Below are 26,299 nucleotides of genomic sequence, written 5' to 3' on the forward strand. Positions count from 1 at the left end.
TCTCTCTATTAATGTATGCCACCGGTGCGGTTAAACCTTACACCAGTTGGAATCCAAGACGGCAACGTACTGTCTTGATCTCGTTCAAATTCAAAGCTAATCCAAATTCCGACCGCTTTGCCTACTAAATTGCCTTCAGGGACAAAACCCCAAAAACGACTGTCGGCACTGTTGTCACGGTTATCCCCCATAACAAAGTACTGACCTTGTGGTACCACCCACTCACGAACACCCGGGCGAGGCTGGTACGCTCTCACGTCGTCGCGAGTCAATGGATGCACTAAAATTTGGTGAGTTTCTTCACCCAGTTTTTCATCAATCTGAATCATCGGAATACCGATTCGTTCATCTTGGAAAATACTTTCTGTCACATTAGACGTTTCAATAGCATTACAGCTTGATTCCCCTTGACGCTGCACACAAAGTTCTTTCTTTTCACTGTAACGAACCACATCACCCGGTAGACCAACCACACGTTTGATGTAATCAATATCTGGGTTAGGCGGGAATTTAAATACCACAATGTCACCGCGCTCAGGTTTACCCGTTTCAACCAATTGAGTACGCCATACCGGGTCTTTTAATCCGTAAGCGTATTTTTCAACCAATATGAAATCGCCCACGAGCAACGTCGGCATCATTGAACCTGATGGGATCTGAAACGGTTCATAAATAAAGGAACGCAGAACCAAAACAAAGGTAATCACAGGGAAGATAGAAACACTATTTTCTACCCACCAAGGTTGGGCAGCCACTTTCGCTTGCAAAGATGTACTGAGACCTTCGTGAGTCTGACCTTCAATCGCACCCAGTTTTTCTTGGCGCTTTTTCGCTAAGACCAGTTTTTCAAGCGCCCATACAATGCCCGTTACTAATGTAACGATCACAAGTATGAGTGAAAATGTATTAGCCATTTACTTCCCTTCGTATTCTTTAGTGAAAAAGAAGAAAGGGTATCCGATACCCTTTCTGCCTAAGTCTTTGTTTGAGTGTAAAAGTACGAAAAAGTTTAATCTTTTCCTACATGAAGAATGGCAAGGAATGCTTCTTGAGGCAGTTCCACGTTACCAATTTGCTTCATGCGCTTCTTACCTTCTTTCTGCTTCTTCAGAAGTTTCTTCTTACGGCTCACGTCACCACCGTAACATTTTGCGATTACGTTCTTACGAAGCTGCTTCACTGTTGAGCGTGCGATAATGTGATTACCAATCGCCGCCTGAATAGCGATATCAAACATTTGACGAGGAATGAATTCTTTCATTTTCTCAACAAGCTGACGACCGCGTGTCTGTGAATGAGCCTGATGCGTGATCATTGCCAAAGCATCCACTTTGTCACCATTTAGAAGAACGTCAACGCGTACCATGTTCGATGGCTCAAAGCGTTGGAAGTTGTAATCCAGTGAAGCATAGCCACGAGATGTTGATTTTAGGCGGTCAAAGAAATCCAGAACCACTTCTGCCATCGGAATATCGTAAGTTACCGCGACTTGGTTGCCGTGGTAAACCATGTCCACCTGAGTACCACGCTTTTCAACACACAGTGTGATTACGTTACCCAAGTAGTCCGCGGGAACCAAAATGTTACAGCGCGCAATTGGCTCACGAATTTCTTCGATATCATTGATCGCGGGTAACTTAGCTGGGCTATCGACATAAATCATCGTTTTATCCGTCTTTTCGACTTCATAAACTACTGTCGGTGCGGTCGTGATCAGATCCAGATCGTATTCACGCTCTAAACGCTCTTGAATGATTTCCATGTGCAACATGCCAAGGAAACCACAACGGAAACCAAAGCCAAGTGCTGCTGAGTTCTCTGGCTCGTAGAACAATGATGCATCGTTTAGGCTCAGTTTCCCTAATGCATCACGGAAGTTTTCATAGTCGTCTGATGATACTGGGAATAAGCCAGCGTAAACCTGAGGCTTTACTTTCTTAAAACCAGGAAGCGCAACTTCAGAGCCATGCTTTGCCAGTGTTAGTGTATCACCTACAGGAGCACCGAGAATGTCTTTAATTCCACAAACAACCCAGCCTACTTCACCCGTTCTAAGGACATCGGTATCGACTTGTTTTGGTGTAAAGATACCTAAACGATCTACACCCCAAATCTGCCCTGTGCTCATGACTTTGATTTTGTCATTTTTCTTGAGCTCGCCATTTTTAATACGAACCAAAGAAACGACACCAAGGTAGTTATCAAACCAAGAATCAATAATAAGAGCTTGCAGTGGCGCGTCTGGGTCACCTTCTGGAGCTGGGATTGAAGCAACAATGTTTTCTAAAACATCGTCAACACCAATGCCGGTTTTGGCGCTACAACGTGTCGCTTCCATAGCGTCAATGCCGACGATCTCTTCAATTTCTTCAGATACACGCTCTGGATCCGCTGCAGGAAGGTCAATCTTGTTCAAGATTGGTACCACTTCCAGATCCATCTCAATGGCTGTGTAACAGTTTGCTAGGGTCTGAGCTTCTACGCCCTGCCCGGCATCGACAACCAAAAGCGCACCTTCACAAGCCGCTAATGAACGGGAAACTTCGTAGGCAAAATCTACATGCCCCGGGGTATCGATGAAATTAAGTTGGTAGGTTTCACCATCATTTGCGGTGTAGTTTAGCGTCACACTCTGAGATTTGATGGTGATGCCACGCTCTCGCTCTAAATCCATGGAATCAAGAACCTGAGCTTCCATCTCACGATCACTGAGTCCACCACAAACTTGGATTAAGCGGTCTGAAAGGGTCGACTTACCGTGGTCGATATGGGCGATTATCGAAAAATTACGAATGTGCTTCATAGGTTGGTGTGACTAAACTCTTACAAAAATGGATGGGAGAAATACCGTTCATTTGTTGGTATTTCGATCAAGTTGGCAGATTCTACCCAATTTCAGGGCTTGTCGCTATCAGGAAATGTAGCAATTCCTGTCAAAGGACTCCCTAGCACGCGAATTAGGGACACTTTATCCTCAGATTCTCGCTCTAGTTTACCGGTCCAATGCTTAGCGCAAAGGGTTCCTACCCACGCAAGCAGCACTGATGCGGCTATGACAGCCAACTCGCCAGAACCTAACATTGGTTGAAGCCAGAAATGCCCTAAGAGCGCCCCTAAAAACAAAAATGCGATGGGAGACAAATAAATCAAAGCAGCCGACTGCAACAATTGTTTTTCTGGCAAACCGATCTCCACAACTTGCCCCGGAGTTAAAGATTGCTTTGACTCCAAATACCAAGCGTGCGCTTTATTGCCAAAAGCTTTCGATACTACGCCAGTACCGCAACTTTTTTGAGATGAACAGCTGGAGCAACTGGTTTGTTGCTCGCAGCTCAATTGGATACGAAATCCAGATTTGGAGGTGTGACTTGCGACCACCGTCGCTAGTGCCGTCATCATAATGAGTTACTGGGTTTTGTTAGCCGTCATGGTGACTGATTGTGCCACACGTTTGGCCGTTGAGGGAGGAATATCACCGACAACAGAAACCTCTACATTACCACTGACAAAGCTATGCAAAGTACGGCGACCTTGGCGAACCAGTTGCCCCTTCAAAGAAAGGTCATCTTTTTCAGATACATACACAGAGAAGCTAAAAAGGCCATCGTTAAACATCTGGCTTTCAACCACTTTATTGGTCATACCCATTCTGTATCGATTCATTGGATTTGCTTTAAACCCATTAGGGACCCAACCCACTTGCCAAAACGAACTTTTGGCTTCACTTTCAGGCAATGAAATAGCGTCAGGCAATTGAGCTTCACCCAATCTTGCAAGCAAGTCAAAAATCTTGTCGTTTACTGCGTAGGATATGGTTCGATATTGTTCCAAAACTTCGCCATCACGATCCACTAAATCTGCACGAAGAGGAAGGTGAGTGCGCTCATCGACCCAAAGAACATAAGAATATCTTTGTCCATCTTTCGGGACGATACGAATGACTTGGCAAGGCGTGCCCGCTTCGCGCGCTCGACCCAGTTTTACAAAATCGTAGTGATCTTCCAACACCGTTACATTGGTGTTGATCAATGGGATCAGAGGTGCAACCATTTCCCCAGATTCGATTGAAAATGGATCTACTCCTGGTTCAAAGTAACTTATTTCGTTATCTCGTCGAATAACCTCACGAGAAGGACCGCTAAGGTATACCAAGCGAGCAAATTGCTTGTCATCTCGGCGACCATGTCGGTAAAGGAGAGGTTCTATACTGTTTTTCTTGATTTGAATATATGACAGCTCATAGCTCAATTGCTGGCTTGCTTCGTTCATTTGATGCAACAACGCCTCAGCAGAGATTTCCTCTGCAGAGGCGGCGTATCCATTCAAACTGAACAGTGCCAGCACACTGATCAGGATTTTTTTCATTCTAGATCCGATTTAGTAGAGTGCGCGACTTCTTCGTTCATAACTGCACTATTGAGGCGCAATTGCATACTGTAATCTTGAAGTAACGCGTTAACACGCTTACGTTGCTCCATCAACTGTGCTTCATTAGAAGAAGGGGCAATAGACTCTTGTGCCAAACTTACAGGCTCAGCACTACCAATCACTGGAATAGTTTGCAGTACTGGTAGTTCATTTTCTGACTGCACACCGCTTTGACCGTTGTATTGCTGCACACCTAGAATCACAACCAGTGAAACACAGGCAGCCATGGCAACTTGACCAAATTGAGTCATCCAACCAGGCATACTTACACGTGCAACCTCAGGAGTCGGCTGTGACTCAATAGCAGGGGTGACAACATGATCCGATACGTGCATTGGAGAATGAGCCGGTTCACTGTCTAACGCCAACGCAACACTGTTTGCAATATCCCAATCGGCGCGTTTTGGATCTTCCCCCCTCATTACATCACCAATTAAGTGATAGTTCTGCCAAGACTTCAGACCTTCTGCATCGTGTTCCAGTTCTGAAATCAGAGCCTGATCCACGCTTTCTCCATCCATGAGTGCTGAAAGTTGTTCTTTGTCAGCCATTATTTTCACCATTTAACTCATTGGTCTAACGCTGTAGAAGTGGTTGAATTTTCTTCTCAACCGCTTCACGAGCACGGAATATACGAGAACGAACCGTCCCGACAGGGCAATCCATAACCTCGGCTATTTCTTCATAGCTAAGACCATCCAATTCTCGTAATGTCATTGCTGTTTTTAAATCTTCTGGTAACGCTTCAATCGCTTCGAAAACAACCTGTTTCAATTCTTTGGACAGCGTAATGTTCTCTGGGTTCGATATTTCTTTTAATGCGCCACCAGTTTCGTAATATTCGGCCTCTTCTGCATCCAAATCGGTTGCGGGAGGTCTGCGCCCTTGGGCAACAATATGATTTTTAGCTGTATTAACGGCGATCCGGTATAACCAAGTATAAAACGCACTTTCTCCCCGAAAATTTGGGATGGCTCTATACGCCTTAATAAAAGCCTCTTGTGCAACGTCTGCAACATCACCAGAGTTGTTTATATATCGAGAAATCAAGTTGCAAACTTTGTTTTGATATTTGATAACCAAAAGATTGAATGCTTGTTTATCTCCTCGTTGGACACGCTCAATTAGTACTTGATCGGTTAACTGCTCGCTCATTCGAGCGTCCACTCCTATTGTTATTTGCCCCTACCTTCACAGGTATGAACATTAAGTTCTGTCAAATGTAGTATTGACACCACCGCCTACATGAGCACTATTGTGACTGATATAGTCAAAGAAAGTTCAATCCGACGAATTTTTTTTAACAAATTTGTCTGGCAATGTGATGTAACCTTCATTGTATTTGCTCAAACGGGTGCAGATAAAGATAATAATCACCACCAAGAAGATATGCGTTACAGGATTAGCGAAACGCTAATTGCTTATAGAGTCAATTTGGGCAGGCTCTAAGATAACCTGGGATTTTTAAAGTTATATGAACGATAACCGAGAACATCAATGCGATGTATTAGTGGTTGGCAGTGGAGCGGCAGGATTGTCTCTCGCATTACGAGTAGCGCCACATGGCAAAGTCATCGTGTTGAGTAAAGGACCTCGTAGTGAAGGGGCCACATACTATGCTCAGGGCGGTATTGCTGCAGTATTTGACGAATCGGACAGCATTGAATCGCATGTTCAGGACACCCAAATCGCTGGTGGTGGAATATGCGAAGAAGATACCGTTAAGTTCATTGCCGAGAATGCAAAAGAAAGCGTTCAGTGGTTAATCGACGGTGGGGTACCCTTTGATCGCGAAGAGAATGATTCGGACGAAAGCCCGCGCTACCACCTAACGCGGGAAGGCGGCCATAGCCACCGACGCATTCTACATGCGGCAGATGCAACAGGCATGGCAATGCAAACATCTCTTCAGGATAACGCGCACAACCATCCAAATATTCACGTATTGGAACGCCACAATGCCTTGGATCTAATCACTGAAGACAAAATTGGCGGTGATAAGAAAAAAGTCATTGGTGCGTATATATGGAACAGGAATCAAGAGCACGTCGAAACCGTCAGAGCTAAGTTTGTTGTGTTAGCTACGGGTGGCGCTTCTAAAGTGTACCAATACACATCTAACCCTGATGTATCCTCAGGGGATGGAATTGCAATGGCATGGCGAGCAGGTTGTCGCGTTGCTAATTTAGAATTCAATCAGTTCCACCCAACGTGTCTCTTCCACCCTGAAGCTCGCAATTTCTTGCTGACTGAAGCTTTGCGAGGCGAAGGAGCGTATTTAAGAAGACCCGACGGCTCGCGTTTCATGCAAGATTTTGATGAGCGAGGCGAGCTCGCACCGCGTGATGTCGTTGCACGTGCTATTGATTTTGAGATGAAGCGGCTGGGTGCAGATTGCATGTACCTAGACATTAGCCATAAAGACCCTGAATTTGTCACGAAACACTTTCCAACCATTGATATGCGCCTGAAAGACCTTGGCATCGACATGACTAAAGAGCCGATACCCATCGTCCCAGCAGCCCACTATACCTGTGGTGGCGTCATGGTTGACCAACAAGGTGTAACGGACTTAAGTCATCTTTATGCAATAGGTGAAGTGAGTTATACCGGTCTACATGGTGCAAACAGAATGGCCTCTAACTCTCTTCTCGAATGTGTTGTGTATGCACGTTCTGCAGCGGATGACATCATTAACAAAATTAGTGATGCCAAGCTAGCAGGATCCTTACCTGAATGGGATGAAAGCCAAGTTCTTTGTTCAGATGAAGAAGTTGTGATTCAACATAACTGGCACGAGTTGCGTTTGTTTATGTGGGACTACATGGGAATTGTACGAACCGATAAGCGATTAGAGCGCGCATTGCGCCGCATCCAATTGCTACAACAAGAAACTCACGAGTATTACAGTAATTTCCGTGTATCCAATAACCTATTAGAGCTTCGTAACCTACTGCAAGTAGCAGAACTCATGGTTCGTTGCGCTATGGAACGAAAAGAAAGCCGCGGCTTGCATTACACATTGGATTATCCAGAACTGGCTGAAAATAGCGGACCGACTATTTTAACTCCCGAAAAATTTTAGTCTTTACAATTTTACGATGTAGCGAACACATTTAAAGAGCACTTGTTGAGTGCTCTTTTTTATTGCCTTTTTGCCAACGCAAATAGCGGAGTAACGCTCGGTATTCTTTGTCAGAACAGGCATCTCGCCAAACCAAGATCCTCGATTTGTCATCAAAAATGAGCAAAGTCATCAAAGCAGAACATTCTAGCCACGCACGATCCAATATCTTCTTTTTTCTATTGATTCTGAACTCACCACTCTCGCTCCATGTGAGTAAAATTTCAGAAGAAGGTTGTATGAATTTAGATAGCAAAGGAATCAGAATTGCTGTGAACACAAATAGCGTTAGGGCAATTGGTGCTGGGGAAGCAGCAAGTGCCCAACTAAGTATTGCCAGAATAAAAAGCTGACATAGCCGGGCACTGAGGGACAGTTTTAAATTAGCGAACTTTGCTGAGGTTGTATGCAACGACTTTGTCTATCATAGAAGCATGGCTTAGATTGTCGCTCCTTCCGTGCCCCATAATCCAAGTAAATAAATCAGGATCATCACACTCAAGAAGAGAAACAAAATCTTTTTGTTCTTGTTCCGACAAGCTTTCAAATTGCTCTTCAAAAAATGGCATGATAACTACGTCAAGCTCTAACATCCCACGGCGACATGCCCACTTAATTCGGGCTTTTTCTTCGGCGGTGTACATTATTATTCCTTTGATGACTCCTTTGTGTGGGCAGTGTATCAATCTCATTACCCGACAGCTATTATGCGAGTCACAGAGTGTGATTTGCTCTCGTCATTTAGGTTAACCAATTTCAACTTTTCCTTTACTAATGGAAAGCATAAAAAGTAACGTTGCTTCGTTCTGCACATGGAACGCCTTGAGGTTGCCTAGGTATAGCATTAACATACTTACATCAAACATCTCTTAAGGTTTAGAAACAATGGATTGGCTTGAAAACTTATCTTCCATCTCATTATCCACTCAGACTGAGTTACCAGAATTCGCTATTTGCCCTCTCCCTTCGTGGGGCACCATTACTTTTGTAGGCGAAGACAAAAAATCGTACCTTCAAGGTCAAGTTACGTGTGATGTGGTTTCATTAGAACTTTCTGAGTCGACTTACGGTGCTCATTGTGATGCAAAAGGGAAAATGTGGAGCATATTTAACATGTTCCACCACAATGAAGGCTATGCCATGGTGCACCGTAAAAGTGCACTGGCAACCGAGCTTACCGAGATTAAAAAGTACGCAGTATTCTCAAAAGTCACCATTGAGGAAGGGGCTGATGTACTTATTGGTATAAGCGGTAAAAACGCCGAAGGTTGGATTGACACGCTCAGTGATAATCGCAGCAATGTGCGTAGCATAGACGGTGGAACGGCCGTTCGCATAAGCAATAAACGTTGGTTATTGTTGCTAGAATCATCGATCGCAGAACGTTTATTTGAAGATCAACACGATGCTGTGGTTCATGAATCACTGTGGGACAAATATGATATTGAGGAAGCGCTTCCTCGTGTCGATGAAAAAGAGCAATCTCAACATATTCCACAAGCAATGAACCTCCAAGCCTTGGGCGGTATTAGTTTTACCAAAGGTTGCTATACCGGTCAGGAGATGGTTGCACGAGCGAAATATAGAGGAACCAACAAGCGAGCACTGTATCGTGTCGCAGGCGATATTCTTGATACCCTTCCCGAACAGGCAGAAATAGAGCGTGCAGTGGGCGAGAATTGGCGTAGTGCAGGTCATTTAATCGCACAATTTGAATATCAAGACAATGCAGCTGAGGGGCTGATTATTTTGCCAAACAACCTTGAAGAAGGAACACCACTTCGAGTGAAAGGTCAAGAAGGTACAACTTGGACAATATTGCCTTTACCTTATTCCTTAGATGAAGACTAACTCAACAATTCAAACTCGTATTACCCAATACTTAAGTGAGCAGCAAGTGCCCTTTCACTTGCTCCCTCACAAAACCCCTGCAACCAGTATTCACGATGCTGCCCGCCAACGGGGGATTTCGCCAAACATTATGGTGAAATGCATTCTACTCAAAGACATGAGTGGAAGTTATGTACTCGCATGCGTCTCTGGGAATGATCAAGCCGACCCTAGAAAGGTACGCGCCGTATTGAGCTCTAGGCGAATCACCTGTGCGTCAGCTCAGGAAGTTGAATCTGTGACTGGCTATTCAGTGGGCTGTGTCGCTCCTATTTTATTAGAAACGACAATACCCATTATTTTTGATAAGAGGATCACTTCGTTAGAACACGTGACTATCAGCAGTAGCTCTAATATGGCAGGGGTTGAGCTCAATTTGGATGATCTTTTAAAACTTGTCTCGCCGACAATCAGTGAAATTTCACGTTAGAATCCAGCGCAAAACCAATAAAACCCGCTCACTTTTCATTATTTAAGTGATCTACCTCACGTTTAATAATTTTACCAAGTGAATTTTTATCTTATTTAAATGAATAAATAGTGATCTCGACAATTATGATGTAGTGTAAATGTTACTTGTTAATATGAGTTCCCCTTGCTCAGTTGAGCTTAAAGCCCTCATTTAACAAGGAAAGTGAATCCGCTGAATTAATCAGTTAAATCCACTTTTTGTGTAATGCATCTGTGACTATTCGCCCGATATTTATATCGGGCTTTTTTTTCATGAAACTTTTTTATTTCTGACATGGTCTATTCTTATATATGTCATAAAATCATGACACGGTATTGCTGCATGATTTACAGGGGCTAGCGGCATAAAATGAGGAGAGCGTCACATCAATGAGACGTTTATATCAATAAAATGCTAAGAGCGGCACAAAACGCTAAAAACATAGCATTAAGCTGTATTTAACCCCTGTTCAGTCACAATACTGACACACGAAATTTCGTATAATTCGTGGCGCAACACATAATAAGGATAAAAGTATGAGACTGTTTAAGCGCTATACACCAAGTATGATAGCTAAACACGTAAGTCGGTTGTTTAAAGGTAGGATTTATATTTACGGCGTGGGGAAATTTGAATTTGATAATGGCAAGTTAATTCTTCCTGAAAAAGCGGAGAAACGACACTTCAAAACCGTTAAAGAAATTAATCAAGAAATCATGCGGTTAAGATGTGCGTATGCATAATTATTAAATGTGCAAAAAGAATTTTAAAGGGTCGACTTGTCGACCCTTTTTCATGCCCGTAACTTTTTACTGAGCCGACTTTCTAGCGTGATTATTTTTTAACGCTTAGCTTTGGTCGCGTCAGGTAAGTTCCCTTTCAATCCCATAGCATGCTGTATCAACTCATTTTTGACCATTGGCACGGTATTGCCTATTGTCAAACCAACCCCTCGAACCCATTTTTTAACGGGATGCTCTCCAGAAAACAATTCTTTAAAACCTTGCATAGCTGCAATCATTTTTGCTGCTTCCGCTTTTCTCCAGCGCTCAAATGGGCGTAAGTTGCGTCTTAGACCGATATCTTCACCACTTTGCCACAATCGCTCCACCTCTTGCACCAAACTAGCAGCATCGAGCAAACCTAAATTGACCCCTTGTCCCGCCAATGGGTGAATGGTGTGGGCGGCATCTCCAACCAACGCGATTCGATCACGCACAAAATCACGCGCATAACGCATCTTAAGAGGATAGACTTGCCGATCACCCTGTACTTCGCATAATCCAAGCTGCCCATCGAAGGCGGTCGTTAGGGCTTTATTGAATTCGCAACTGTCCAAATCCATTAATAATTCAGCTTTCAAAGGGTCAATAGACCAAACAATAGAGCAAAGATCTGACTCACCCAAAGGCAAAAATGCAAGAGGTCCATCCGGTGTAAATATTTGCCGCGCCACACCGCCATGAGGTTCTGCCGTTCTGATGTTTGCAACGATAGCGGAATGACCGTAATCCCAGTGAGTTAAGGGAATATCGGATTTATTACGTAGCCAAGAGTTCGCACCATCAGCCCCTACCAACAACTTAGTCGTAAATGACTGACCGGATTCAAGAGTGACCCAAGCTTCCGTCTCTCCCATCACCACGTCTTTACATCGTTCTGGTGCGAAAAGAGTAACATTATCTTGGCTCTTAACTTGCTCAAGCAACGCTAACTGAATCACTCTGTTTTCAACGATGTGCCCAAGATCTTTTTGATGGATTTCTGAAGCTGAAAATTCAATTTTTGCGAAGCTGTCTTGCTCCCAGACTGTCATGGCGTCATATGCCGAAGACCGGCGGGCTTCAATGCCTGCCCACGCGCCAACATTCTTGAGGATGTTTTCACTGGCTCGGCTCAATGCAGATACACGAACATCTGGCAGTTCGTTCAAGTGTTCTTCTGGCAACTTCCCTTCAACGACAGCAATTCTTAAATCGCTGTCTTGAAGTAATGCTGCAACCGTTAACCCTACCATTCCGCCGCCAATGATGGCGATATCAAAACTTTGCATCATATTATCTTTCTACCATACCGAGTGTTCGTGCCAAAAAAGGGCTTTTCATCGAACCTAAGGCCTCAAACCCCATCAATCCAATATTTCGCCCCACTCTCATTGGAATAAAATCATTCGAAAAAAGATGAACCAGGCCAGATGTCAGTTCAATCGTGCTTTTTCTATCTTGTTCTCTTCTCTTTCGATATGCACTAAGAACACTATAGTGACCAGGATCCTTAATATTGGCTAAGATTTGCTCTGCAAGTGTCGCGACATCTCGAATGCCTAAATTGAACCCCTGACCAGCAATGGGATGCAAAGTTTGCGCTGCGTTGCCCACGGCAGCAAATCGATGCGATACGATGCGGTCACGAGAACGCAACAGCAAAGGGTAAGATGCCCGCTCTCCAACTTTTGTAAATTGCCCCAAACGCCAGCCAAAACATTGCTGTAATTTGGTCAGGAAATCCTCATTGGAAAGCTTGGCGACATCTTCAACCGATTCAGGAGATAAGCACCACACTAGTGACATCCGGTTGTCAGACATTGGCAGCAAAGCAAGAGGACCAGACTCCGTAAACCGTTCAAACGCGTGTCCAAGATGGGGTTGGGACAAACTGACATTCGCTATGAGTGCAACTTGCTCGAAGTCGTGCTCTTGCAAGGGTAAGCCAATACTCTGGGCAGATGGCGACAACGCGCCGTCTGCCGCAACAAGCAGCTTTGCTTCAATTGAAGCCCCTGACGACAATGTAATTGTCACCGTATTGCTTTCTCTCGACACATTGCTCACGGAATCAGGGCAAAGAAAATCAATGTTATCGGCTCCATCTAATAGCGACTGAAAAACTCGTCCAACATCCGCTAATTCAACAACATACCCTAGCGCGTCCAAATTCAGAGCGTGCTTGGTGATATCGGTTAAACCGGCATGCCCTTTGTCGGATACGTTGATATGCTCGATAGGCGTAGTAAAAGGCTGGATTTGCTCCCAGAGCCCGACCTCTTCCAGTATTAGCGAAGTGCCATGTGAAAGCGCAATAGAGCGAGAATCAAAGCCAGGATGAAGAGAGTGCTCGACCTGAAAAGGTTCAACAACAGCAATAGACAATGCACCGTTGCTTAGTCGATTCAATGCCAATGCTAGTGTTGCACCCGCCATTGCTCCACCAGCAATGACCACATCATATTGTGTCATGAGGCTTTCCTACTTAGTGAATAGTCGGCTTTTTGTTTTCACTCGGTTTCACACCATACTCGGCATGCACCGTAAATACGCACGCTTTAACGTGCTCGATCACTTGCTCGAGCAAATCGGCTTGCTCTTCTAAATCGTCTTCTTCATCAATACCCAACTTAGAAATTTCTTCCAAATCACCCAGAGCTTCTTTTACATCTACTGGTGCTTTGTTTATCGCTTGGTTGGCTAACCCTAAACCAGAAATAAAGTGGTTCACCCATTCAGACAACCCATCAGCGGTAGCAAACAAATCAGAATCCGACTCCGACAACATTAAGGTCAACTCAAATTGATCATTTGCCAGCTCACTTAATGTTGCTTTTAGCAAGCTTTCAGCAACACCAACGGTACTTATTGGCCAACCTAGCCCATCATTTGTGTAATCAAATAACAGAGGCTGCCAGCTGTTATCGTTAATCGCTAATCCGCCGCTTAGCATTCCGGTCAATAAGCCATGTAACTCAGCGGGTGATACCGCAAGTTGTGCTGTCTTAAGTTCATTAACGAGTTGCGGAAAAGCAGGATAATTCACTTCACTCATAAGGGATTCGCTATAATGTAAGTTAGTTGGGCTAATCCTATCACTTAAGGCGCTTAGCGAAAATGTATAGCTGAACATAGCGTGTTCAATTTGTTGATTTCGTGTGTAGTTAGTCCCGCAATATTAGGAAACAAAGATGGAAGGGCTTGAATCTTAAGGTCGGTTTACCTATAGTTTCCTCCCTGACAGAAGTGAGCTTGTACTCCCTGTCTTTGGTTTGGTCGAGAGTGTACCGTAATGAGTAGTCAAGCAGTTGAAGTTGAAATATTGGGGAAGCTTACGCGAGTGAATTGTCCACCGGGGCAAGAAGAGTCACTGCTAAAAGCCGCCGAAGATTTGAATACGCGATTGAATGAAATGGCGGAAAGAACTAAGGTAACCAATACAGAAAAGCTATTAACGATTGCTGCTTTGAACATCTGTTACGAATTGCAAATCTCTAAGCAAGAAGTACATGGTCAAACCACAGAAATAACAGAGCGAATGGAATTGCTCTCGGCGTCACTGGATGGTGCGCTCAAACAGCTAGGACGCGAATAACAGTTTTACCCTGGAGTGTGCGTCAGCGGATTTAAGTCCCTGAGCCGATAAGCAATAATTAAGGGTTAGTACTTGAAAACTATTGAGCAAGCTCGGCTCGTACCGAGAAGCCTACGGTTATCATTGCTGATCCGCCTTGAACCAGCTGGTTCAAGGGCCACAATCCTCAACGGCACTCTGGGGTTCCTCATATGAAATCTTTTACGCCTTCAAAAGCATCAGCAGAGCAGCGGCAATGCATCCGAAAGAACATACGCAGCAAAAGGCGAGAACTTTCCAATGCAGAACAAATCGAAGCCTCTCATTGTTTGCTGACGCAACTAAAAAAGCACTCTGGCGCTACCGATGCCAACACCGTCGCACTATATCTTGCCGTTGATGGTGAGCTCGACCTAACACCAGTTATCGAATGGTACTGGAGCATGGGGAAAAAGGTCTGCTTGCCCGTGCTTCACCCTTTCTCCAACGGGCACTTACTTTTCTTAGAATACACACCAAAGACAGATATGGTTGCCAATCAATACAAGATTGCAGAGCCCAAATTGAACACGTCTCAAATTGTGCCTGTTAACGAGATTGATATTATCTATACCCCACTAGTCGCATTTGACGATCAAGGGCAAAGGCTTGGTATGGGCGGGGGTTACTACGATCGAACCCTAGCGTCTTGGGAAGCGACATCAGGGAATCAGGCAATTGGTTTGGCTCACGATTGCCAACAGGTCCCTCTTCTTCCTGTGGAAGCTTGGGACATTCCTCTACAAACTATCGTGACCCCTTCAAAAACTTGGCGGTGGAATAGCGTTAAGCCATAAACAAATACGTTAGCTAGTCGACTTCAGTATCAATATATTCACGTAGATCACTGCACCTTTACATAACTTGCAGGTATAATCGCGCAACTTTTATTTATTCACCTAAATTCTGGAGAAAGGCATGACTCAAGATGAAATGAAAAAAGCCGCTGGCTGGGCTGCACTGAAGTATGTTGAGAAGGGCAGTATTGTTGGCGTTGGTACGGGCTCGACCGTCAATCACTTCATCGATGCACTCGGATCAATAAAAGAAGAGATTAAAGGTGCTGTTTCTTCTTCAGAAGCGTCAACCAAAAGGCTGCAAGAGCTTGAGATTGAGATCTTTGAATGCAACGACGTATTCGAGCTAGATGTATACATTGATGGCGCTGACGAAGTAAACCCAAGCCGCGAAATGATCAAAGGTGGTGGTGCGGCTCTTACGCGCGAAAAGATTGTAGCCGCTATCTCAAAGAAATTTGTGTGTATTGTAGACGGAACAAAAACCGTAGACGTATTAGGTGAGTTCCCACTTCCTGTTGAAGTGATCCCGATGGCTCGCTCCTATGTTGCAAGAGAATTGCTCAAGTTAGGTGGCGATCCGGTTTATCGTGAAGGTGTGGTAACAGACAATGGCAACATGATTTTGGATGTGTACGGATTAAAAATAACAAATCCAAAAGAGCTAGAAGACAAAATCAATGCGATCGCGGGCGTCGTAACAGTTGGTCTATTCGCACACCGAGGTGCAGATGTCGTGATAACTGGCACACCTGACGGTGCAAAAATCGAAGAGTAAAACCATACATTTTGGTGTTCGATAATTGCATTTTTATGCGATGGTTAACACCAATTTCCGTCATTTGATTACAAACGGCACCTATAGGTGCCGTTTTCTCTTATTTTTCTTTAAGAAATTATTCCTTATTCCGTAATTTTCTTACCCAAAGCGAATATTTTTTGTTACTTTATTGTTCAATATATACAGAAGGAAAACGTTTGCGTGCCTCTTCTGTACTCAGCTTATAGCCCGAAGTTTAAGGACGATAATCAATGGCCAAAGTATCACTGGATAAAGATAAGATAAAAATTCTCCTTCTCGAGGGGCTTCACCCTTCTTCAGTTGAAGTTTTTCAAGGGGCCGGTTACAGCAACATCGAGTATGTAAAAGGTTCATTGGCGGAAGAAGATCTGTTAGAAGCCGTTAAAGACGTGCATTTCATCGGTATTCGTTCCCGTACTAACCTTTCTGAAAAAGTTTTCCAAGCGGCGGAAAAATTGGTCGCTGTTGGGTGTTTCTGTATCGGAACCAATCAGGTTGATCTTGGCGCTGCTGCAAAACGTGGTATTCCAGTGTTCAACGCTCCTTTTTCCAACACCCGAAGTGTGGCTGAGTTGGTATTGGGGCAAATCCTTCTGTTGCTTCGTGGTATCCCTGAAAAGAACGCACTGGCACACCGTGGAATTTGGAAGAAGAGTGCAGACAGCTCTTACGAGGCACGTGGTAAACGTTTAGGTATCATTGGTTACGGTCACATCGGTACTCAACTGGGTATTATTGCTGAAAACTTAGGCATGCGTGTCTACTTCTACGATATTGAGAATAAGCTTTCATTGGGTAACGCAACCCAAGTTCACACTATGAGTGAACTGCTAAACAAATGTGATGTGATTACGCTGCACGTTCCTGAAACGGACGGCACTAAGAATATGATGGGTGAAGCTGAATTCGCTCGCATGAAGCCAGGTTCTATTTTCATCAACGCCGCTCGTGGTACTGTCGTTGATATACCAGCTCTCGCTTCAGCATTAGAAACCAAACATCTTTCTGGTGCAGCAATCGACGTATTCCCTGTTGAACCAAAAACCAACGCTGATCCGTTTGAGTCTCCATTGCTTAAGTTCGATAACTGTATTCTGACTCCTCACGTTGGTGGTTCCACCCAAGAAGCACAAGAAAACATTGGTGTTGAAGTTGCTGGGAAACTAGCAAAATACTCAGATAACGGCTCAACTCTATCCAGTGTCAACTTCCCAGAAGTTTCACTGCCTGAGCACAGAGGAACATCTCGCCTACTTCACATTCATGAAAACCGCCCAGGTATTCTGACGCAAATTAACACCATCTTCGCTGAAGAAGGAATTAACATCGCAGGTCAGTACCTACAAACCAGTTCTGAAATGGGTTATGTGGTTATTGATGTTGAAGCGAATCGCTCTGAAGAAGCATTACTAAAGCTGAAAGAAATCGAAGGTACTATTCGAGCTCGTATTCTTCACTAATAAATGAAAGGCAGTATTGGCTTTCTTAGCTAAATTAGCACTTTCTTAGTTAAACTAAAAAGGGGGATACCAATCGGTGTCCCCCTTTTTAATTAAAACTTCAATCGCCTAATCTTTCAGCTTGTAAATCACATCCACCCTATCACGGATAACAATGCTGGAATCTTGATAGGTATTGGATGCCTTTTCTGCACCAAGTGCCATGCTTCGCATTAGCATTGGACGGTTTGAATTATTGTCGTAACTGATTCTCCAAACGCCATCCACTTCACGCTCAAAACCTTTCGCGAGAAATTTCGCTTTCTGAGTCGCATCTTTGATTGCCGCTAAACGCGCTTGTTCTTGATACTTGGATTCGTCTTTTACTTTTAATTGAATATCGTCAATGCGATTAATCCCATCACCTAAGGCACCATCCAAATAACTGTTTAAGTTACCTAAAGCTTCAACGGTCACCGTAACACTGCGGGAAGCTTGATATCCAACCAGTTCGACTTTGCCACTTTTAGGGTAGTGATACTGCGGCGCTAAATACAAATTAGTGCTGGCAATGTTATCTCGCTTAACTCCGGCAACAGTAAGGCGCTCAACAAAGGAGCTCACAGCTTTATCTACCGCTTGCTTCGCTTGCTCTGCTGTCAACATGGTTTCTACCACTTGAACAGTAAACTCTGCCATATCTGGTACAGCTGTAACTTCGCCGTGCCCCGACGTAGAAATATGCGGAAATGAAAGCTCTTCTGCTTTAACAGGAGCCATCATTACTCCCATGAGCAACACACCGATCATCGATAATTTTTTCATGCCGTTCTCCTAAGGGTTCGTCGCTATAATAGACGCTAACATCAGAGATTGATTCCATTCATATTCATATTTGACACAAAGTTTACTGAGGGAGATGCTGCCTCGCGTATTGAATAATTGACTGGGATACTTCTTTTAGTACCCCACTCTCTAACTGCCAATGATGCCAGTACATGCGATGAGAGAGGAAAAAACTCGGTGTGATGTCTATCAACACCCCTTGTTTGAGTTCAGATTCTATTTGCTGCCTGGGGATCAAACAATAAGCCACACCACTGATAGCCAATTTAACAAATGCCTCTGAGCTTCGAACTGTATGCTTCAATACGCTTCCAATTGGTAAGTTGAAATGTTGATGAACAAATCTTTCATGCATATCATCATGCTGATCAAAAGCCACTGCTGGCGCTCGTTTTAACGCTTCTCTATTCACACCTTCGGGAAAATACATCTGACAAAAGTCTGGGCTTGCCACACACAAATAATCCACTCTTCCTAGGTAGTCGGCGTCACATCCTGACATCGGCTGAGAATCAAGGCTTATTGCTCCAACCACTTCACCACTTCGAAGCTTATCAATGGTTCTTCCTTCATCATCTACCACTAAATTCAGCTCAATTCGCTTTTGTTTCAGCAGCGGCGATAAGCTGGGTAAAAGCCAAGTTGCAAGGCTATCGGCATTGGTCGCCAAGGCGACAGACAATGGGCGCTCACTGTTTTCAGCGCTAAGCTCGGGTAAAAGCTCTTCTTCCAGTAAGCAAACTCGGCGGTACAACCCCAGTAATTTCTTACCAGCTTGAGTCGCTCTAGGTGGCTGCTCCCGAACTAATACGGGCTGCGCCAACCATTTTTCTAACTGTTTAATCCTTTGAGATACGGCCGATTGGGAGATACATAACTGCTCCGCGGCTCGTTCAAAACCTCTTTGATTAAGCACGCTGTCTAGCGCTTCAATCCATCGATAATCTAACCCTCGCATATTTCCCTCTACTCTCGCACCCAAGATATAAGTTTAACTTATCATTCATTAAAATTATTAGTTTAATTTATTTTCTTATTCCCCTTATCCTTGCGGCTCATTTCTTGATATTTCTATTTTTAAGTAAGGGTAACGTTGTGAACTTCTGGGTGTTATTGCAAGGTTTTGGGTTAGGCGCAACTATGATCATTCCGATTGGAGCGCAGAACGCGTATGTGCTAAACCAGGGCATTAAGCGCAATCACCATCTGACGACCGCGACGATCTGTAGCTTATTGGACGTTTTCTTCATCTCTCTAGGTATTTTTGGTGGTGGAGCAATTTTGTCTCAAAATGAATTGCTGCTCACTTCTGTCACTCTGGGTGGCATCGCTTTTTTGACCATCTATGGGCTTATGTCTCTAAGGAGTGCTTTTGCTCCAGCAGAACAAAGAGAATCTAGCGCCCAAATCACAGCAAGAGGAAAGCGTGCAGTCGTTTTAGGGGCGCTCGCAGTTACCGTTCTTAACCCTCATCTGTATTTAGATACGGTCGTCATTTTGGGCTCTATCGGAGGACAATACGAAGGACAAGATCGTATTGCTTTTGCTATAGGTACAGTACTGGCGTCATTTGCTTGGTTTTACAGCTTATCCCTTGGCGCAGCAAAGTTGGGACCTACACTCTCTAAACCTAAAGTAAAGAAAGGGATTGATATTGGTGTGGCCGCAATGATGTTCACTATCGCAATAATTCTCGCGAATGGGTTATGGCAGCAATACATGTAGATGCTTGTTCAAACATAAGGATATGACATGGATGTAATTCAACAGATTTACCAACGGAACATCGATCTTTTAAACGAACTGAACATCCCATTCAATGAATGGCAACATCGCCCAATTTTGGATTTTGCGACAGATGAAGTGGTTGCCAAGGAATTGGGCTGGACAGGTACGTTGTCTAAAAGCTTATTTTTGAAAGTTAAGGGTGGTGGTTACGCACTTTACTTAACCGATAAAGATAGCCGCCTCAATGCTAAAGGAATTAAAGAGCTTTTAGGAAAGCGTGTATCTATCTGTAATAATAAAGAAATGACAGCGGAAACAGGTTGTTTAGCTGGGGCTGTTTGCCCGTTCACATTACCTCATTCAGTCCCCATCGTTTTGGATATTGCACTTCTGAAGCATGATGAGCTGCTTTATACACCAGGGGATCCTGCTGTAACGATTGGAATTAAGGTTGTCTATTTAGAAAAGCTGCTGGAGTCTCTAGAGAATCCGATTCATACGTTATCTGAATAGCTGACACTCAAGATAAATCACAAAACAAGATTCAAAAACAAAGGCGCTTAACTGAGTAAGCGCCTTATTTCAATGAAAGAGTCTTAATCCACAAAGCAAGTCAAAATTAATCAACTTTATTCAAGTGCACATCCATTTGAGGGAATGGAATTTCGATACCCGCTTCATCAAGCGCTTCTTTAATTGCTTGAAGAGAGTCGAAGTAAACATTCCAATAGTCAGCGGTTTTCACCCAAGGACGAACAACAAAGTTCACTGAAGAATCAGCAAGTGCAACCACACCAATCGTCACGCCTGGATCTTTCAAAATGCGCTCATCTTTTGCCAATGTCTCTGCGATGATTTCTTGAGTTTTCTTAAGATCAGCGTTGTAAGAAACACCAATAACATGGTCAATACGTCGTGTTTGGTGGCGAGAGTAGTTTGTAATTGGACCGCCAATAACACCACCGTTAGGCACTACAACCATCTTGTTGTCTGGTGTAGTAAGAACGGTTTGGAAAATCTGGATAGACTCAACAGAACCGGATACGCCACCAATTTCAACGTAATCGCCCGACTTGAATGGACGGAACGCGACGATAAGGACACCTGCTGCGAAGTTAGACAGAGAACCTTGCAGTGCCAAACCAACCGCTAAGCCAGCCGCACCAATAACCGCAACCACTGAAGCAGTTTGAACGCCCAAACGACCTAATGCTGCAATAAGAACAATAACGAACAGCAAGTAACGAACCAGCGCATGGATAAACTCCACCACCGCTTTATCCATGTTCTTCTTCTTCATCACTTTCGCTACGCTGTTAGCGATAGCTTTAACAATGATGTTACCGATAAACAGTATCAGTACTGCTGAAATGATGTTTACACCATACTGAATGATCAGATCTGAGTTGTTTGTCAGCCAAGATTCCATTTTACTGACTCCTCCTGCTAAGTTTAGGTTATCAACCACTGATGGTTCGCTTGCCATTCCTTTTTACCTCTAGGTTTCTTATTTGAATATATGTACCTTATCCAAGTTAGTGACTTCACTAATTTAGGGCGGTGCATCTCTGCGACAGAATTTCGACAAAATATCTTACAATTGAACTCAATGAAAGTCATCGACACATTAATATTGAGACTACAACTTAAAAACTTGGGCTTTTAGCGAAAGGATTATGCAATCAACAGAGTAATACTCATCCAACTCTAGCGGTGTTTGAAAAGATAGCAAGCATAAAAAAGCCCGCTCAATGAGCGGGCTTTTCAGTTTAATTCGAAAGAATTAAAGAACGTCTACTGCATTCAGGTCAGCGAATGCTTGCTCAAGGCGAACAACCATTGAAGACTGTGCAGCACGTAGCCATACGCGTGGATCGTAGTACTTCTTGTTAGGCGCATCATCACCAGTAGGGTTACCAATTTGACCCTGTAGGTAATCGTGCTTGTCCGCTTCGTATGCACGGATACCATCCCAAGTTGCCCACTGAGTATCAGTATCGATGTTCATTTTGATAACACCGTAACCGATAGACTCTTGAATTTCTTCTTGAGAAGAACCAGAACCACCGTGGAATACGAAGTTTAGAGCGTTAGGTGCAATACCAAACTTCTCTGCACAGTATGCTTGAGAATCACGCAGGATTGTTGGAGTCAATACAACGTTACCAGGCTTGTATACACCGTGTACGTTTCCGAAAGAAGCAGCAATTGTGAAACGAGGGCTGATAGCATTCAACTTCTCGTAAGCGTAAGCTACGTCTTCTGGAGAAGTGTATAGCTCAGACGCGTCCATATCAGAGTTGTCTACGCCGTCTTCTTCACCGCCAGTACAACCTAGTTCGATTTCAAGAGTCATGTCCATTTTAGCCATGCGCTCTAGGTACTTAGCAGAAATTTCGATGTTTTCTTCTAGAGACTCTTCAGAAAGGTCAATCATGTGTGAAGAGAATAGAGGCTTACCAGTTTGAGCAAAGAACTCTTCACCAGCATCTAGCAGACCGTCGATCCAAGGAAGTAGTTTCTTAGCCGCGTGGTCAGTGTGTAGGATTACTGGTACACCGTAAGCTTCAGCTACAGCGTGTACGTATTTTGCACCAGCAACAGCACCAAGAATTTGTAGACCTTGGCCTTCAAGTTTTAGACCTTTACCTGCGAAGAAAGCAGCACCACCGTTGGAGAACTGAACGATAACTGGCGCTTTAACTTTTGCAGCTGCTTCTAGTACTGCGTTTACAGAGTCAGTACCAATACAGTTAACCGCTGGAAGTGCGAAGTTGTTTTCTTTAGCAACTTCAAATACTTTCTGAACGTCATCACCAGTGATAACACCTGGCTTTACGAAGTCGAAGATCTTAGACATGGATGTAATCCTATTTATCTGTCGTTTTAAAATAAAACTGATTAAGTTTAAATTCTTGCAAACGTTTGCTCACAACGCGGGGTATTCTAACAGAGAACCATTTGGCGTGCAGCAAACAAGAAAGCGGGATTCACTCCCGCTTTCAGTTATTCTTACTTAGCACGCTCTTCAAGCATGGCTACTGCTGGCAGAACTTTACCTTCAACGAATTCAAGGAATGCGCCGCCACCTGTAGAGATGTAAGAAACATCAGCCTTGATACCGAACTTGTCGATTGCTGCTAGTGTATCGCCGCCACCTGCTACAGAGAAACCTGCAGATTCCGCGATTGCTTTAGAAATGCCCGCTGTGCCCGCTTCGAAGTTCTTGAATTCGAATACGCCTACAGGGCCGTTCCAAAGGATGGTTTTTGCGTTGCCGATGATTTCAGCAAGAGCAGCTGTTGAATCTGGACCTAGGTCGAAGATCATGTCGTCGTCTGCAACTTCAGAAACGTGTTTGATTTCAGCTTCTGCGTTCTCGTCAAATGCTTTAGCACATGCAACGTCAGTCGCTACTGGGATAGCACACTCTTTCATTAACGTCTTAGCAGTGTCAACTAGATCCGCTTCGTATAGAGACTTACCTACGTTGTGACCTTCAGCAGCGATGAACGTGTTTGCGATACCACCACCAACAACAAGTTGGTCTGCAACTTTAGATAGAGACTCAAGAACAGTCAGCTTAGTAGAAACCTTAGAACCACCTACGATAGCTACTAGTGGACGCTCTGGGTTATCCATAGCTTTACCTAGTGCTTCTAGCTCAGCAGCAAGAAGAGGACCAGCACATGCAACAGGAGCGTGAGTACCAACACCGTGAGTTGATGCTTGTGCACGGTGAGCCGTACCGAATGCGTCCATCACGAAGATGTCACATAGAGATGCGTATTGCTTAGAAAGCGCTTCTTCGTTCTTTTTCTCGCCTTTGTTGAAGCGAACGTTTTCAAGAACAACAAGTTCACCAGCGTTCAGCTCAAGACCATCTAGGTAGTCTTTAGCTAGTTTAACGTCGCAGTCTAGTGCGTCGTTTAAGTAGTTAACTACAGGAGCTAGAGAGAACTCTTCGTTGTATTCGCCTTCAGTAGGACGACCTAGGTGAGAAGTAACCATTACTTTTGCACCAGCTTCTAAACAAAGCTTGATAGTTGGTAGAGATGCTAGAATACGAGCATCTGAAGTTACTTTACCGTCTTTTACTGGTACGTTTAGGTCAGCACGGATAAATACGCGTTTACCTGCTAGTTCCAGGTCAGTCATCTTGATTACAGACATGGTTTGTCCTCTCAATGTTTCAATTTTAAAGTTTGGTAGCCCAGCATCATGCTCAGCCAATAAATTCTTTCTCTGGTGCTTACTTTGGGGCAAAACACATTTATTTCAAGCCCCAAAATTAAAACTTTTACCGCTTGATTTAACCCAATTCGTGCATGGTAATCGCGGTATCCAGCATCCGGTTAGCGAAGCCCCATTCGTTATCACACCACACCAGCATCTTAACAAGATGTCCGTTGCTCACTCGTGTTTGTGAACCGTCCACTATGGCACTGTGGGAGTCGTGATTGAAGTCGATGGAAACTAACGGCGCCTCAGTATAGTCAACAATGTTGTCTAATGTACACCGAGAAGCGTTAATAATGGTTTGATTTACGTCATTAACTTTCACATTTGTATTTATTGTTACACTCAAATCCATTGCAGTGACGTTTACGGTAGGTACTCGAACCGAAATTGCTTCAAATTTGTTAGAAAATTTCGGGAATATACGTTCAATACCCAAATGCAGTTTTGTATCGACTGGAATGATAGATTGACTGGCTGCTCGAGTACGTCGCAAGTCTGGATGATAAGCATCAATCACTTGCTGATCGTTCATAGATGAATGGATGGTCGTGATGGTTCCCGAATCGATACCAAAGGCATCATCAAGTACCTTTATGATGGGTACGATGCAGTTTGTCGTACAGGAGCCGTTGGATACGACTTTGTGTTCTGCTTTGATGGATTCATGATTCACACCATAAATAATGGTATTGTCTAAATCACCTGCACCCGGATGCGAAAACAGGACTTTCTTGGCACCTGCCGCAATGTGTTTTTGCCCATCAGCTTGAGAGCCATACACACCTGTACAATCCAGTACGATGTCAACCTCTAAATCTCGCCAAGGAAGTAACTCAATATCTTCTAGATGCAGAATACGAACAGAATCACGCTCACCGCTCTCGTGATGAATGAAAAGATGCTCTTGGTCGTGAGATATCTTTTTAAAAAATCGACCATGCGAGGTGTCATATTGGAGAAGATGCGCCATTGCTTCTGGCTGCGCGAGCTCATTGACGGCAACCACTTTGATCTGTTGGTTTTTACTGCTTTCATAAACCGCGCGCAACACGTTGCGCCCTATTCGACCAAATCCGTTGATCGCGACTTTTAGCATCTCTGCTGCCCTCACATAAATTGCGTGGTACAGATAGTAACTGATATTACTGAAAGTTCACAGGTAGCCTTAGTGTTATCAAGCTCTTTCTTTCCATAAAAATGACTTGCAGAAAGAATGCTAAGCCCTCCAATGAAAGCAATGGCTGCTCGTAACCTTTGATGTAACAAAGCGATTCTTAAAGTTGAAGTCACTCGCATTCAACTATGCCACTAGTTGAGTTTTTTAACATTCATATTTATAAAACCAAGTAACAACCCTTTGGCGCTTTCTACCCTCATTTTCTCACCAAAGGACAAATAGATGACGGAATGGTCTGCCGAACAGTATTGCAATACGTGCCGAAAAACGACATCACATACAGAAACCTTGGTACGCAAGCCAAGTAGTTATGACAGAGATGTTTCATTACTGGGCAGAATAAAGCTCTCTCTTCATACCATTATTAATGGCGGCAGTTACTACGATATGGATCGCTATGTCACTTGTAAAACGTGCCATACAAAAGAGCTAAAGAATCAGGGTAACGAATTCGAATAGACATAAAAAAAAACCGAACCAGAGATGGTTCGGTTTTTTCTTTATAGGCTTGGGAGGTGGTTACGCCAACAGTTCGTTAGCGGTCTCGACTACGTTTTCAACCGTAAAGCCGAACATCTTGAACAGTTCGCCTGCTGGTGCAGATTCACCAAACGTTGTCATACCGATGATACGACCGTCAAAGCCGACGTACTTGTACCAGAAGTCAGCAATACCCGCTTCCACTGCAATACGAGCAGTCACGTCTGAAGGCAGTACCGATTCACGGTAAGCGGCGTCTTGCTTGTCGAACGCATCCGTTGAAGGCATAGATACTACGCGTACTTTCTTACCTGCTGCAGTCAGTTGCGCTGCGGCTTCGATGGTTAGCTCAACTTCAGAACCCGTTGCAATCAAGATAAGCTCTGGCTTGCCATCGCTGTCTTTCAGGATGTAGCCGCCTTTGGCAATGTCAGCCACTTGCGTAGCATTACGCTCTTGCTGTGCTAGGTTCTGACGAGAGAAGATAAGCGCCGTTGGACCATCTCTGCGTTCGATAG

General features: G+C 44.0%; 28 protein-coding genes and 1 other RNA gene. 12 read left to right on the forward strand and 17 right to left on the reverse strand.

Features of this window, described 5'->3' with window-relative positions; translation table 11 throughout:
- Window positions 1-8: 8 nt before the first annotated feature.
- The 6 genes from lepB to rpoE form a co-directional block, all read right to left on the reverse strand.
- Window positions 9-914, reverse strand: a complete 906-nt coding sequence (lepB, locus tag VPNCDNU1_RS16790; protein WP_104401373.1) for a signal peptidase I — start codon at window positions 912-914, stop codon at window positions 9-11.
- Between the two features lie 95 nt (window positions 915-1,009).
- Window positions 1,010-2,803: a translation elongation factor 4 gene (lepA, locus tag VPNCDNU1_RS16795; protein ID WP_104401374.1), complete on the reverse strand. Its 1,794-nt coding sequence runs from the start codon at window positions 2,801-2,803 to the stop codon at window positions 1,010-1,012.
- Window positions 2,804-2,895: 92 nt separating this feature from the next.
- Window positions 2,896-3,399 carry a SoxR reducing system RseC family protein gene (locus VPNCDNU1_RS16800; protein ID WP_104401375.1) on the reverse strand — a complete coding sequence of 168 codons (504 nt, stop codon included), beginning with the start codon at window positions 3,397-3,399 and terminating at the stop codon, window positions 2,896-2,898.
- A gap of 6 nt (window positions 3,400-3,405) precedes the next feature.
- A complete protein-coding gene (gene rseB, locus VPNCDNU1_RS16805; protein ID WP_104401376.1) occupies window positions 3,406-4,365 on the reverse strand; it encodes a sigma-E factor regulatory protein RseB in 960 nt (319 codons plus the stop codon).
- Window positions 4,362-4,979, reverse strand: coding sequence for an RseA family anti-sigma factor (locus VPNCDNU1_RS16810; protein WP_104401377.1), 618 nt, complete (start codon window positions 4,977-4,979; stop codon window positions 4,362-4,364). Before VPNCDNU1_RS16810 ends, rseB begins: the two co-directional genes overlap by 4 nt.
- 25 nt (window positions 4,980-5,004) lie before the next feature.
- Entirely contained in the window at window positions 5,005-5,583 is a 579-nt protein-coding gene (gene rpoE, locus VPNCDNU1_RS16815; protein WP_104401378.1) for an RNA polymerase sigma factor RpoE, read from the reverse strand.
- A gap of 319 nt (window positions 5,584-5,902) precedes the next feature.
- Between rpoE and nadB the strand changes: the two genes are divergently transcribed.
- A complete protein-coding gene (gene nadB / locus VPNCDNU1_RS16825) occupies window positions 5,903-7,513 on the forward strand; it encodes an L-aspartate oxidase (RefSeq protein ID WP_104401380.1) in 1,611 nt (536 codons plus the stop codon).
- 422 nt (window positions 7,514-7,935) lie between these two features.
- Here the strand turns inward: nadB and VPNCDNU1_RS16830 are convergent, their stop codons facing one another.
- Window positions 7,936-8,196, reverse strand: coding sequence for an FAD assembly factor SdhE (locus VPNCDNU1_RS16830; protein ID WP_101112536.1), 261 nt, complete (start codon window positions 8,194-8,196; stop codon window positions 7,936-7,938).
- Window positions 8,197-8,437: 241 nt separating this feature from the next.
- Here VPNCDNU1_RS16830 and ygfZ point away from each other — a divergent pair, with 241 nt between their 5' ends.
- The 3 genes from ygfZ (at window position 8,438) to VPNCDNU1_RS16845 (ending at window position 10,636) form a co-directional block, all read left to right on the forward strand.
- The gene (ygfZ, locus tag VPNCDNU1_RS16835; RefSeq protein ID WP_104401381.1) at window positions 8,438-9,403 is read left to right on the forward strand and encodes a tRNA-modifying protein YgfZ; all 966 of its coding nucleotides are present in this window, start codon (window positions 8,438-8,440) and stop codon (window positions 9,401-9,403) included.
- A complete protein-coding gene (locus VPNCDNU1_RS16840) occupies window positions 9,393-9,872 on the forward strand; it encodes an aminoacyl-tRNA deacylase (RefSeq protein WP_104401382.1) in 480 nt (159 codons plus the stop codon). Before ygfZ ends, VPNCDNU1_RS16840 begins: the two co-directional genes overlap by 11 nt.
- 557 nt (window positions 9,873-10,429) lie before the next feature.
- Complete coding sequence (locus VPNCDNU1_RS16845) at window positions 10,430-10,636, forward strand: DUF1107 domain-containing protein (protein ID WP_104401383.1); 207 nt, start codon at window positions 10,430-10,432, stop codon at window positions 10,634-10,636.
- Between the two features lie 98 nt (window positions 10,637-10,734).
- On the opposite strand, the gene VPNCDNU1_RS16850 is transcribed toward VPNCDNU1_RS16845, so the two are convergent.
- The 3 genes from VPNCDNU1_RS16850 to VPNCDNU1_RS16860 are packed head-to-tail and all read right to left on the reverse strand — an operon-like array spanning window position 10,735 to window position 13,712.
- Complete coding sequence (locus VPNCDNU1_RS16850; protein WP_104401384.1) at window positions 10,735-11,949, reverse strand: FAD-dependent 2-octaprenylphenol hydroxylase; 1,215 nt, start codon at window positions 11,947-11,949, stop codon at window positions 10,735-10,737.
- Window position 11,950: 1 nt separating this feature from the next.
- A complete protein-coding gene (gene ubiH, locus VPNCDNU1_RS16855) occupies window positions 11,951-13,129 on the reverse strand; it encodes a 2-octaprenyl-6-methoxyphenyl hydroxylase (RefSeq protein ID WP_104401385.1) in 1,179 nt (392 codons plus the stop codon).
- A gap of 13 nt (window positions 13,130-13,142) precedes the next feature.
- Entirely contained in the window at window positions 13,143-13,712 is a 570-nt protein-coding gene (locus VPNCDNU1_RS16860) for a YecA/YgfB family protein (protein ID WP_104401386.1), read from the reverse strand.
- 237 nt (window positions 13,713-13,949) lie between these two features.
- Here VPNCDNU1_RS16860 and zapA point away from each other — a divergent pair, with 237 nt between their 5' ends.
- From zapA to serA, 5 genes are all read left to right on the forward strand, one after another.
- The gene (gene zapA / locus VPNCDNU1_RS16865) at window positions 13,950-14,252 is read left to right on the forward strand and encodes a cell division protein ZapA (RefSeq protein ID WP_101112543.1); all 303 of its coding nucleotides are present in this window, start codon (window positions 13,950-13,952) and stop codon (window positions 14,250-14,252) included.
- A gap of 4 nt (window positions 14,253-14,256) precedes the next feature.
- A non-coding RNA gene (ssrS, locus tag VPNCDNU1_RS16870) (6S RNA) lies at window positions 14,257-14,440 on the forward strand.
- Window positions 14,441-14,443: 3 nt separating this feature from the next.
- The gene (locus VPNCDNU1_RS16875) at window positions 14,444-15,067 is read left to right on the forward strand and encodes a 5-formyltetrahydrofolate cyclo-ligase (protein WP_104401405.1); all 624 of its coding nucleotides are present in this window, start codon (window positions 14,444-14,446) and stop codon (window positions 15,065-15,067) included.
- 121 nt (window positions 15,068-15,188) lie between these two features.
- Window positions 15,189-15,845: a ribose-5-phosphate isomerase RpiA gene (rpiA, locus tag VPNCDNU1_RS16880; protein WP_104401387.1), complete on the forward strand. Its 657-nt coding sequence runs from the start codon at window positions 15,189-15,191 to the stop codon at window positions 15,843-15,845.
- A 254-nt stretch (window positions 15,846-16,099) separates the two neighbouring features.
- On the forward strand, window positions 16,100-17,329 hold the full coding sequence (serA, locus tag VPNCDNU1_RS16885; protein ID WP_104401388.1) for a phosphoglycerate dehydrogenase: 1,230 nt from the start codon (window positions 16,100-16,102) through the stop codon (window positions 17,327-17,329).
- Between the two features lie 108 nt (window positions 17,330-17,437).
- On the opposite strand, the gene VPNCDNU1_RS16890 is transcribed toward serA, so the two are convergent.
- Window positions 17,438-18,133, reverse strand: a complete 696-nt coding sequence (locus VPNCDNU1_RS16890; RefSeq protein WP_104401389.1) for an oxidative stress defense protein — start codon at window positions 18,131-18,133, stop codon at window positions 17,438-17,440.
- A gap of 82 nt (window positions 18,134-18,215) precedes the next feature.
- Window positions 18,216-19,112 carry a LysR family transcriptional regulator ArgP gene (locus VPNCDNU1_RS16895; RefSeq protein WP_104401390.1) on the reverse strand — a complete coding sequence of 299 codons (897 nt, stop codon included), beginning with the start codon at window positions 19,110-19,112 and terminating at the stop codon, window positions 18,216-18,218.
- Between the two features lie 137 nt (window positions 19,113-19,249).
- On the opposite strand from VPNCDNU1_RS16895, the gene VPNCDNU1_RS16900 reads away from it, so the two are divergent.
- Window positions 19,250-19,879, forward strand: coding sequence for a LysE/ArgO family amino acid transporter (locus VPNCDNU1_RS16900; protein WP_104401391.1), 630 nt, complete (start codon window positions 19,250-19,252; stop codon window positions 19,877-19,879).
- A gap of 27 nt (window positions 19,880-19,906) precedes the next feature.
- On the forward strand, window positions 19,907-20,395 hold the full coding sequence (locus tag VPNCDNU1_RS16905) for a YbaK/EbsC family protein (protein WP_104401392.1): 489 nt from the start codon (window positions 19,907-19,909) through the stop codon (window positions 20,393-20,395).
- 106 nt (window positions 20,396-20,501) lie between these two features.
- Here the strand turns inward: VPNCDNU1_RS16905 and mscS are convergent, their stop codons facing one another.
- The 4 genes from mscS to epd all read right to left on the reverse strand — a co-directional run bounded on the left by mscS (window position 20,502) and on the right by epd (window position 25,220).
- Window positions 20,502-21,368 carry a small-conductance mechanosensitive channel MscS gene (mscS, locus tag VPNCDNU1_RS16910; protein WP_101112550.1) on the reverse strand — a complete coding sequence of 289 codons (867 nt, stop codon included), beginning with the start codon at window positions 21,366-21,368 and terminating at the stop codon, window positions 20,502-20,504.
- A 297-nt stretch (window positions 21,369-21,665) separates the two neighbouring features.
- Window positions 21,666-22,742: a class II fructose-bisphosphate aldolase gene (gene fbaA, locus VPNCDNU1_RS16915; RefSeq protein WP_101112551.1), complete on the reverse strand. Its 1,077-nt coding sequence runs from the start codon at window positions 22,740-22,742 to the stop codon at window positions 21,666-21,668.
- Window positions 22,743-22,894: 152 nt separating this feature from the next.
- The gene (locus VPNCDNU1_RS16920) at window positions 22,895-24,055 is read right to left on the reverse strand and encodes a phosphoglycerate kinase (RefSeq protein WP_104401406.1); all 1,161 of its coding nucleotides are present in this window, start codon (window positions 24,053-24,055) and stop codon (window positions 22,895-22,897) included.
- A gap of 139 nt (window positions 24,056-24,194) precedes the next feature.
- Window positions 24,195-25,220: an erythrose-4-phosphate dehydrogenase gene (epd, locus tag VPNCDNU1_RS16925; RefSeq protein WP_104401393.1), complete on the reverse strand. Its 1,026-nt coding sequence runs from the start codon at window positions 25,218-25,220 to the stop codon at window positions 24,195-24,197.
- Between the two features lie 303 nt (window positions 25,221-25,523).
- Between epd and VPNCDNU1_RS16930 the strand changes: the two genes are divergently transcribed.
- Window positions 25,524-25,760, forward strand: a complete 237-nt coding sequence (locus VPNCDNU1_RS16930) for a hypothetical protein (RefSeq protein ID WP_104401394.1) — start codon at window positions 25,524-25,526, stop codon at window positions 25,758-25,760.
- 60 nt (window positions 25,761-25,820) lie between these two features.
- On the opposite strand, the gene VPNCDNU1_RS16935 is transcribed toward VPNCDNU1_RS16930, so the two are convergent.
- Window positions 25,821-26,299 (reverse strand): transketolase-like TK C-terminal-containing protein (locus VPNCDNU1_RS16935; protein ID WP_272897578.1); only part of this gene is annotated, 479 nt, incomplete at its 5' end.

Source organism: Vibrio penaeicida, from assembly GCF_002933855.1.
In the GTDB taxonomy this organism is placed as follows: Bacteria; Pseudomonadota; Gammaproteobacteria; order Enterobacterales; family Vibrionaceae; genus Vibrio; species Vibrio penaeicida_A.

Excerpts from the sequence above, each read along its gene's own strand:
- VPNCDNU1_RS16890 (WP_104401389.1), bottom strand. The coding sequence starts at position 18,133 with ATGAAAAAATTATCGATGATCGGTGTGTTGCTCATGGGAGTAATGATG.
- lepA (WP_104401374.1), bottom strand. The coding sequence starts at position 2,803 with ATGAAGCACATTCGTAATTTTTCGATAATCGCCCATATCGACCACGGT.
- VPNCDNU1_RS16845 (WP_104401383.1), top strand. The coding sequence starts at position 10,430 with ATGAGACTGTTTAAGCGCTATACACCAAGTATGATAGCTAAACACGTA.
- ubiH (WP_104401385.1), bottom strand. The coding sequence starts at position 13,129 with ATGACACAATATGATGTGGTCATTGCTGGTGGAGCAATGGCGGGTGCA.
- serA (WP_104401388.1), top strand. The coding sequence starts at position 16,100 with ATGGCCAAAGTATCACTGGATAAAGATAAGATAAAAATTCTCCTTCTC.
- rpiA (WP_104401387.1), top strand. The coding sequence starts at position 15,189 with ATGACTCAAGATGAAATGAAAAAAGCCGCTGGCTGGGCTGCACTGAAG.
- rpoE (WP_104401378.1), bottom strand. The coding sequence starts at position 5,583 with ATGAGCGAGCAGTTAACCGATCAAGTACTAATTGAGCGTGTCCAACGA.
- VPNCDNU1_RS16850 (WP_104401384.1), bottom strand. The coding sequence starts at position 11,949 with ATGATGCAAAGTTTTGATATCGCCATCATTGGCGGCGGAATGGTAGGG.
- VPNCDNU1_RS16895 (WP_104401390.1), bottom strand. The coding sequence starts at position 19,112 with ATGCGAGGGTTAGATTATCGATGGATTGAAGCGCTAGACAGCGTGCTT.
- mscS (WP_101112550.1), bottom strand. The coding sequence starts at position 21,368 with ATGGCAAGCGAACCATCAGTGGTTGATAACCTAAACTTAGCAGGAGGA.
- VPNCDNU1_RS16840 (WP_104401382.1), top strand. The coding sequence starts at position 9,393 with ATGAAGACTAACTCAACAATTCAAACTCGTATTACCCAATACTTAAGT.
- fbaA (WP_101112551.1), bottom strand. The coding sequence starts at position 22,742 with ATGTCTAAGATCTTCGACTTCGTAAAGCCAGGTGTTATCACTGGTGAT.
- VPNCDNU1_RS16905 (WP_104401392.1), top strand. The coding sequence starts at position 19,907 with ATGGATGTAATTCAACAGATTTACCAACGGAACATCGATCTTTTAAAC.
- rseB (WP_104401376.1), bottom strand. The coding sequence starts at position 4,365 with ATGAAAAAAATCCTGATCAGTGTGCTGGCACTGTTCAGTTTGAATGGA.
- nadB (WP_104401380.1), top strand. The coding sequence starts at position 5,903 with ATGAACGATAACCGAGAACATCAATGCGATGTATTAGTGGTTGGCAGT.
- lepB (WP_104401373.1), bottom strand. The coding sequence starts at position 914 with ATGGCTAATACATTTTCACTCATACTTGTGATCGTTACATTAGTAACG.
- epd (WP_104401393.1), bottom strand. The coding sequence starts at position 25,220 with ATGCTAAAAGTCGCGATCAACGGATTTGGTCGAATAGGGCGCAACGTG.
- VPNCDNU1_RS16860 (WP_104401386.1), bottom strand. The coding sequence starts at position 13,712 with ATGAGTGAAGTGAATTATCCTGCTTTTCCGCAACTCGTTAATGAACTT.
- ygfZ (WP_104401381.1), top strand. The coding sequence starts at position 8,438 with ATGGATTGGCTTGAAAACTTATCTTCCATCTCATTATCCACTCAGACT.
- VPNCDNU1_RS16930 (WP_104401394.1), top strand. The coding sequence starts at position 25,524 with ATGACGGAATGGTCTGCCGAACAGTATTGCAATACGTGCCGAAAAACG.
- VPNCDNU1_RS16800 (WP_104401375.1), bottom strand. The coding sequence starts at position 3,399 with ATGATGACGGCACTAGCGACGGTGGTCGCAAGTCACACCTCCAAATCT.
- VPNCDNU1_RS16875 (WP_104401405.1), top strand. The coding sequence starts at position 14,444 with ATGAAATCTTTTACGCCTTCAAAAGCATCAGCAGAGCAGCGGCAATGC.
- VPNCDNU1_RS16830 (WP_101112536.1), bottom strand. The coding sequence starts at position 8,196 with ATGTACACCGCCGAAGAAAAAGCCCGAATTAAGTGGGCATGTCGCCGT.
- VPNCDNU1_RS16810 (WP_104401377.1), bottom strand. The coding sequence starts at position 4,979 with ATGGCTGACAAAGAACAACTTTCAGCACTCATGGATGGAGAAAGCGTG.
- VPNCDNU1_RS16920 (WP_104401406.1), bottom strand. The coding sequence starts at position 24,055 with ATGTCTGTAATCAAGATGACTGACCTGGAACTAGCAGGTAAACGCGTA.
- zapA (WP_101112543.1), top strand. The coding sequence starts at position 13,950 with ATGAGTAGTCAAGCAGTTGAAGTTGAAATATTGGGGAAGCTTACGCGA.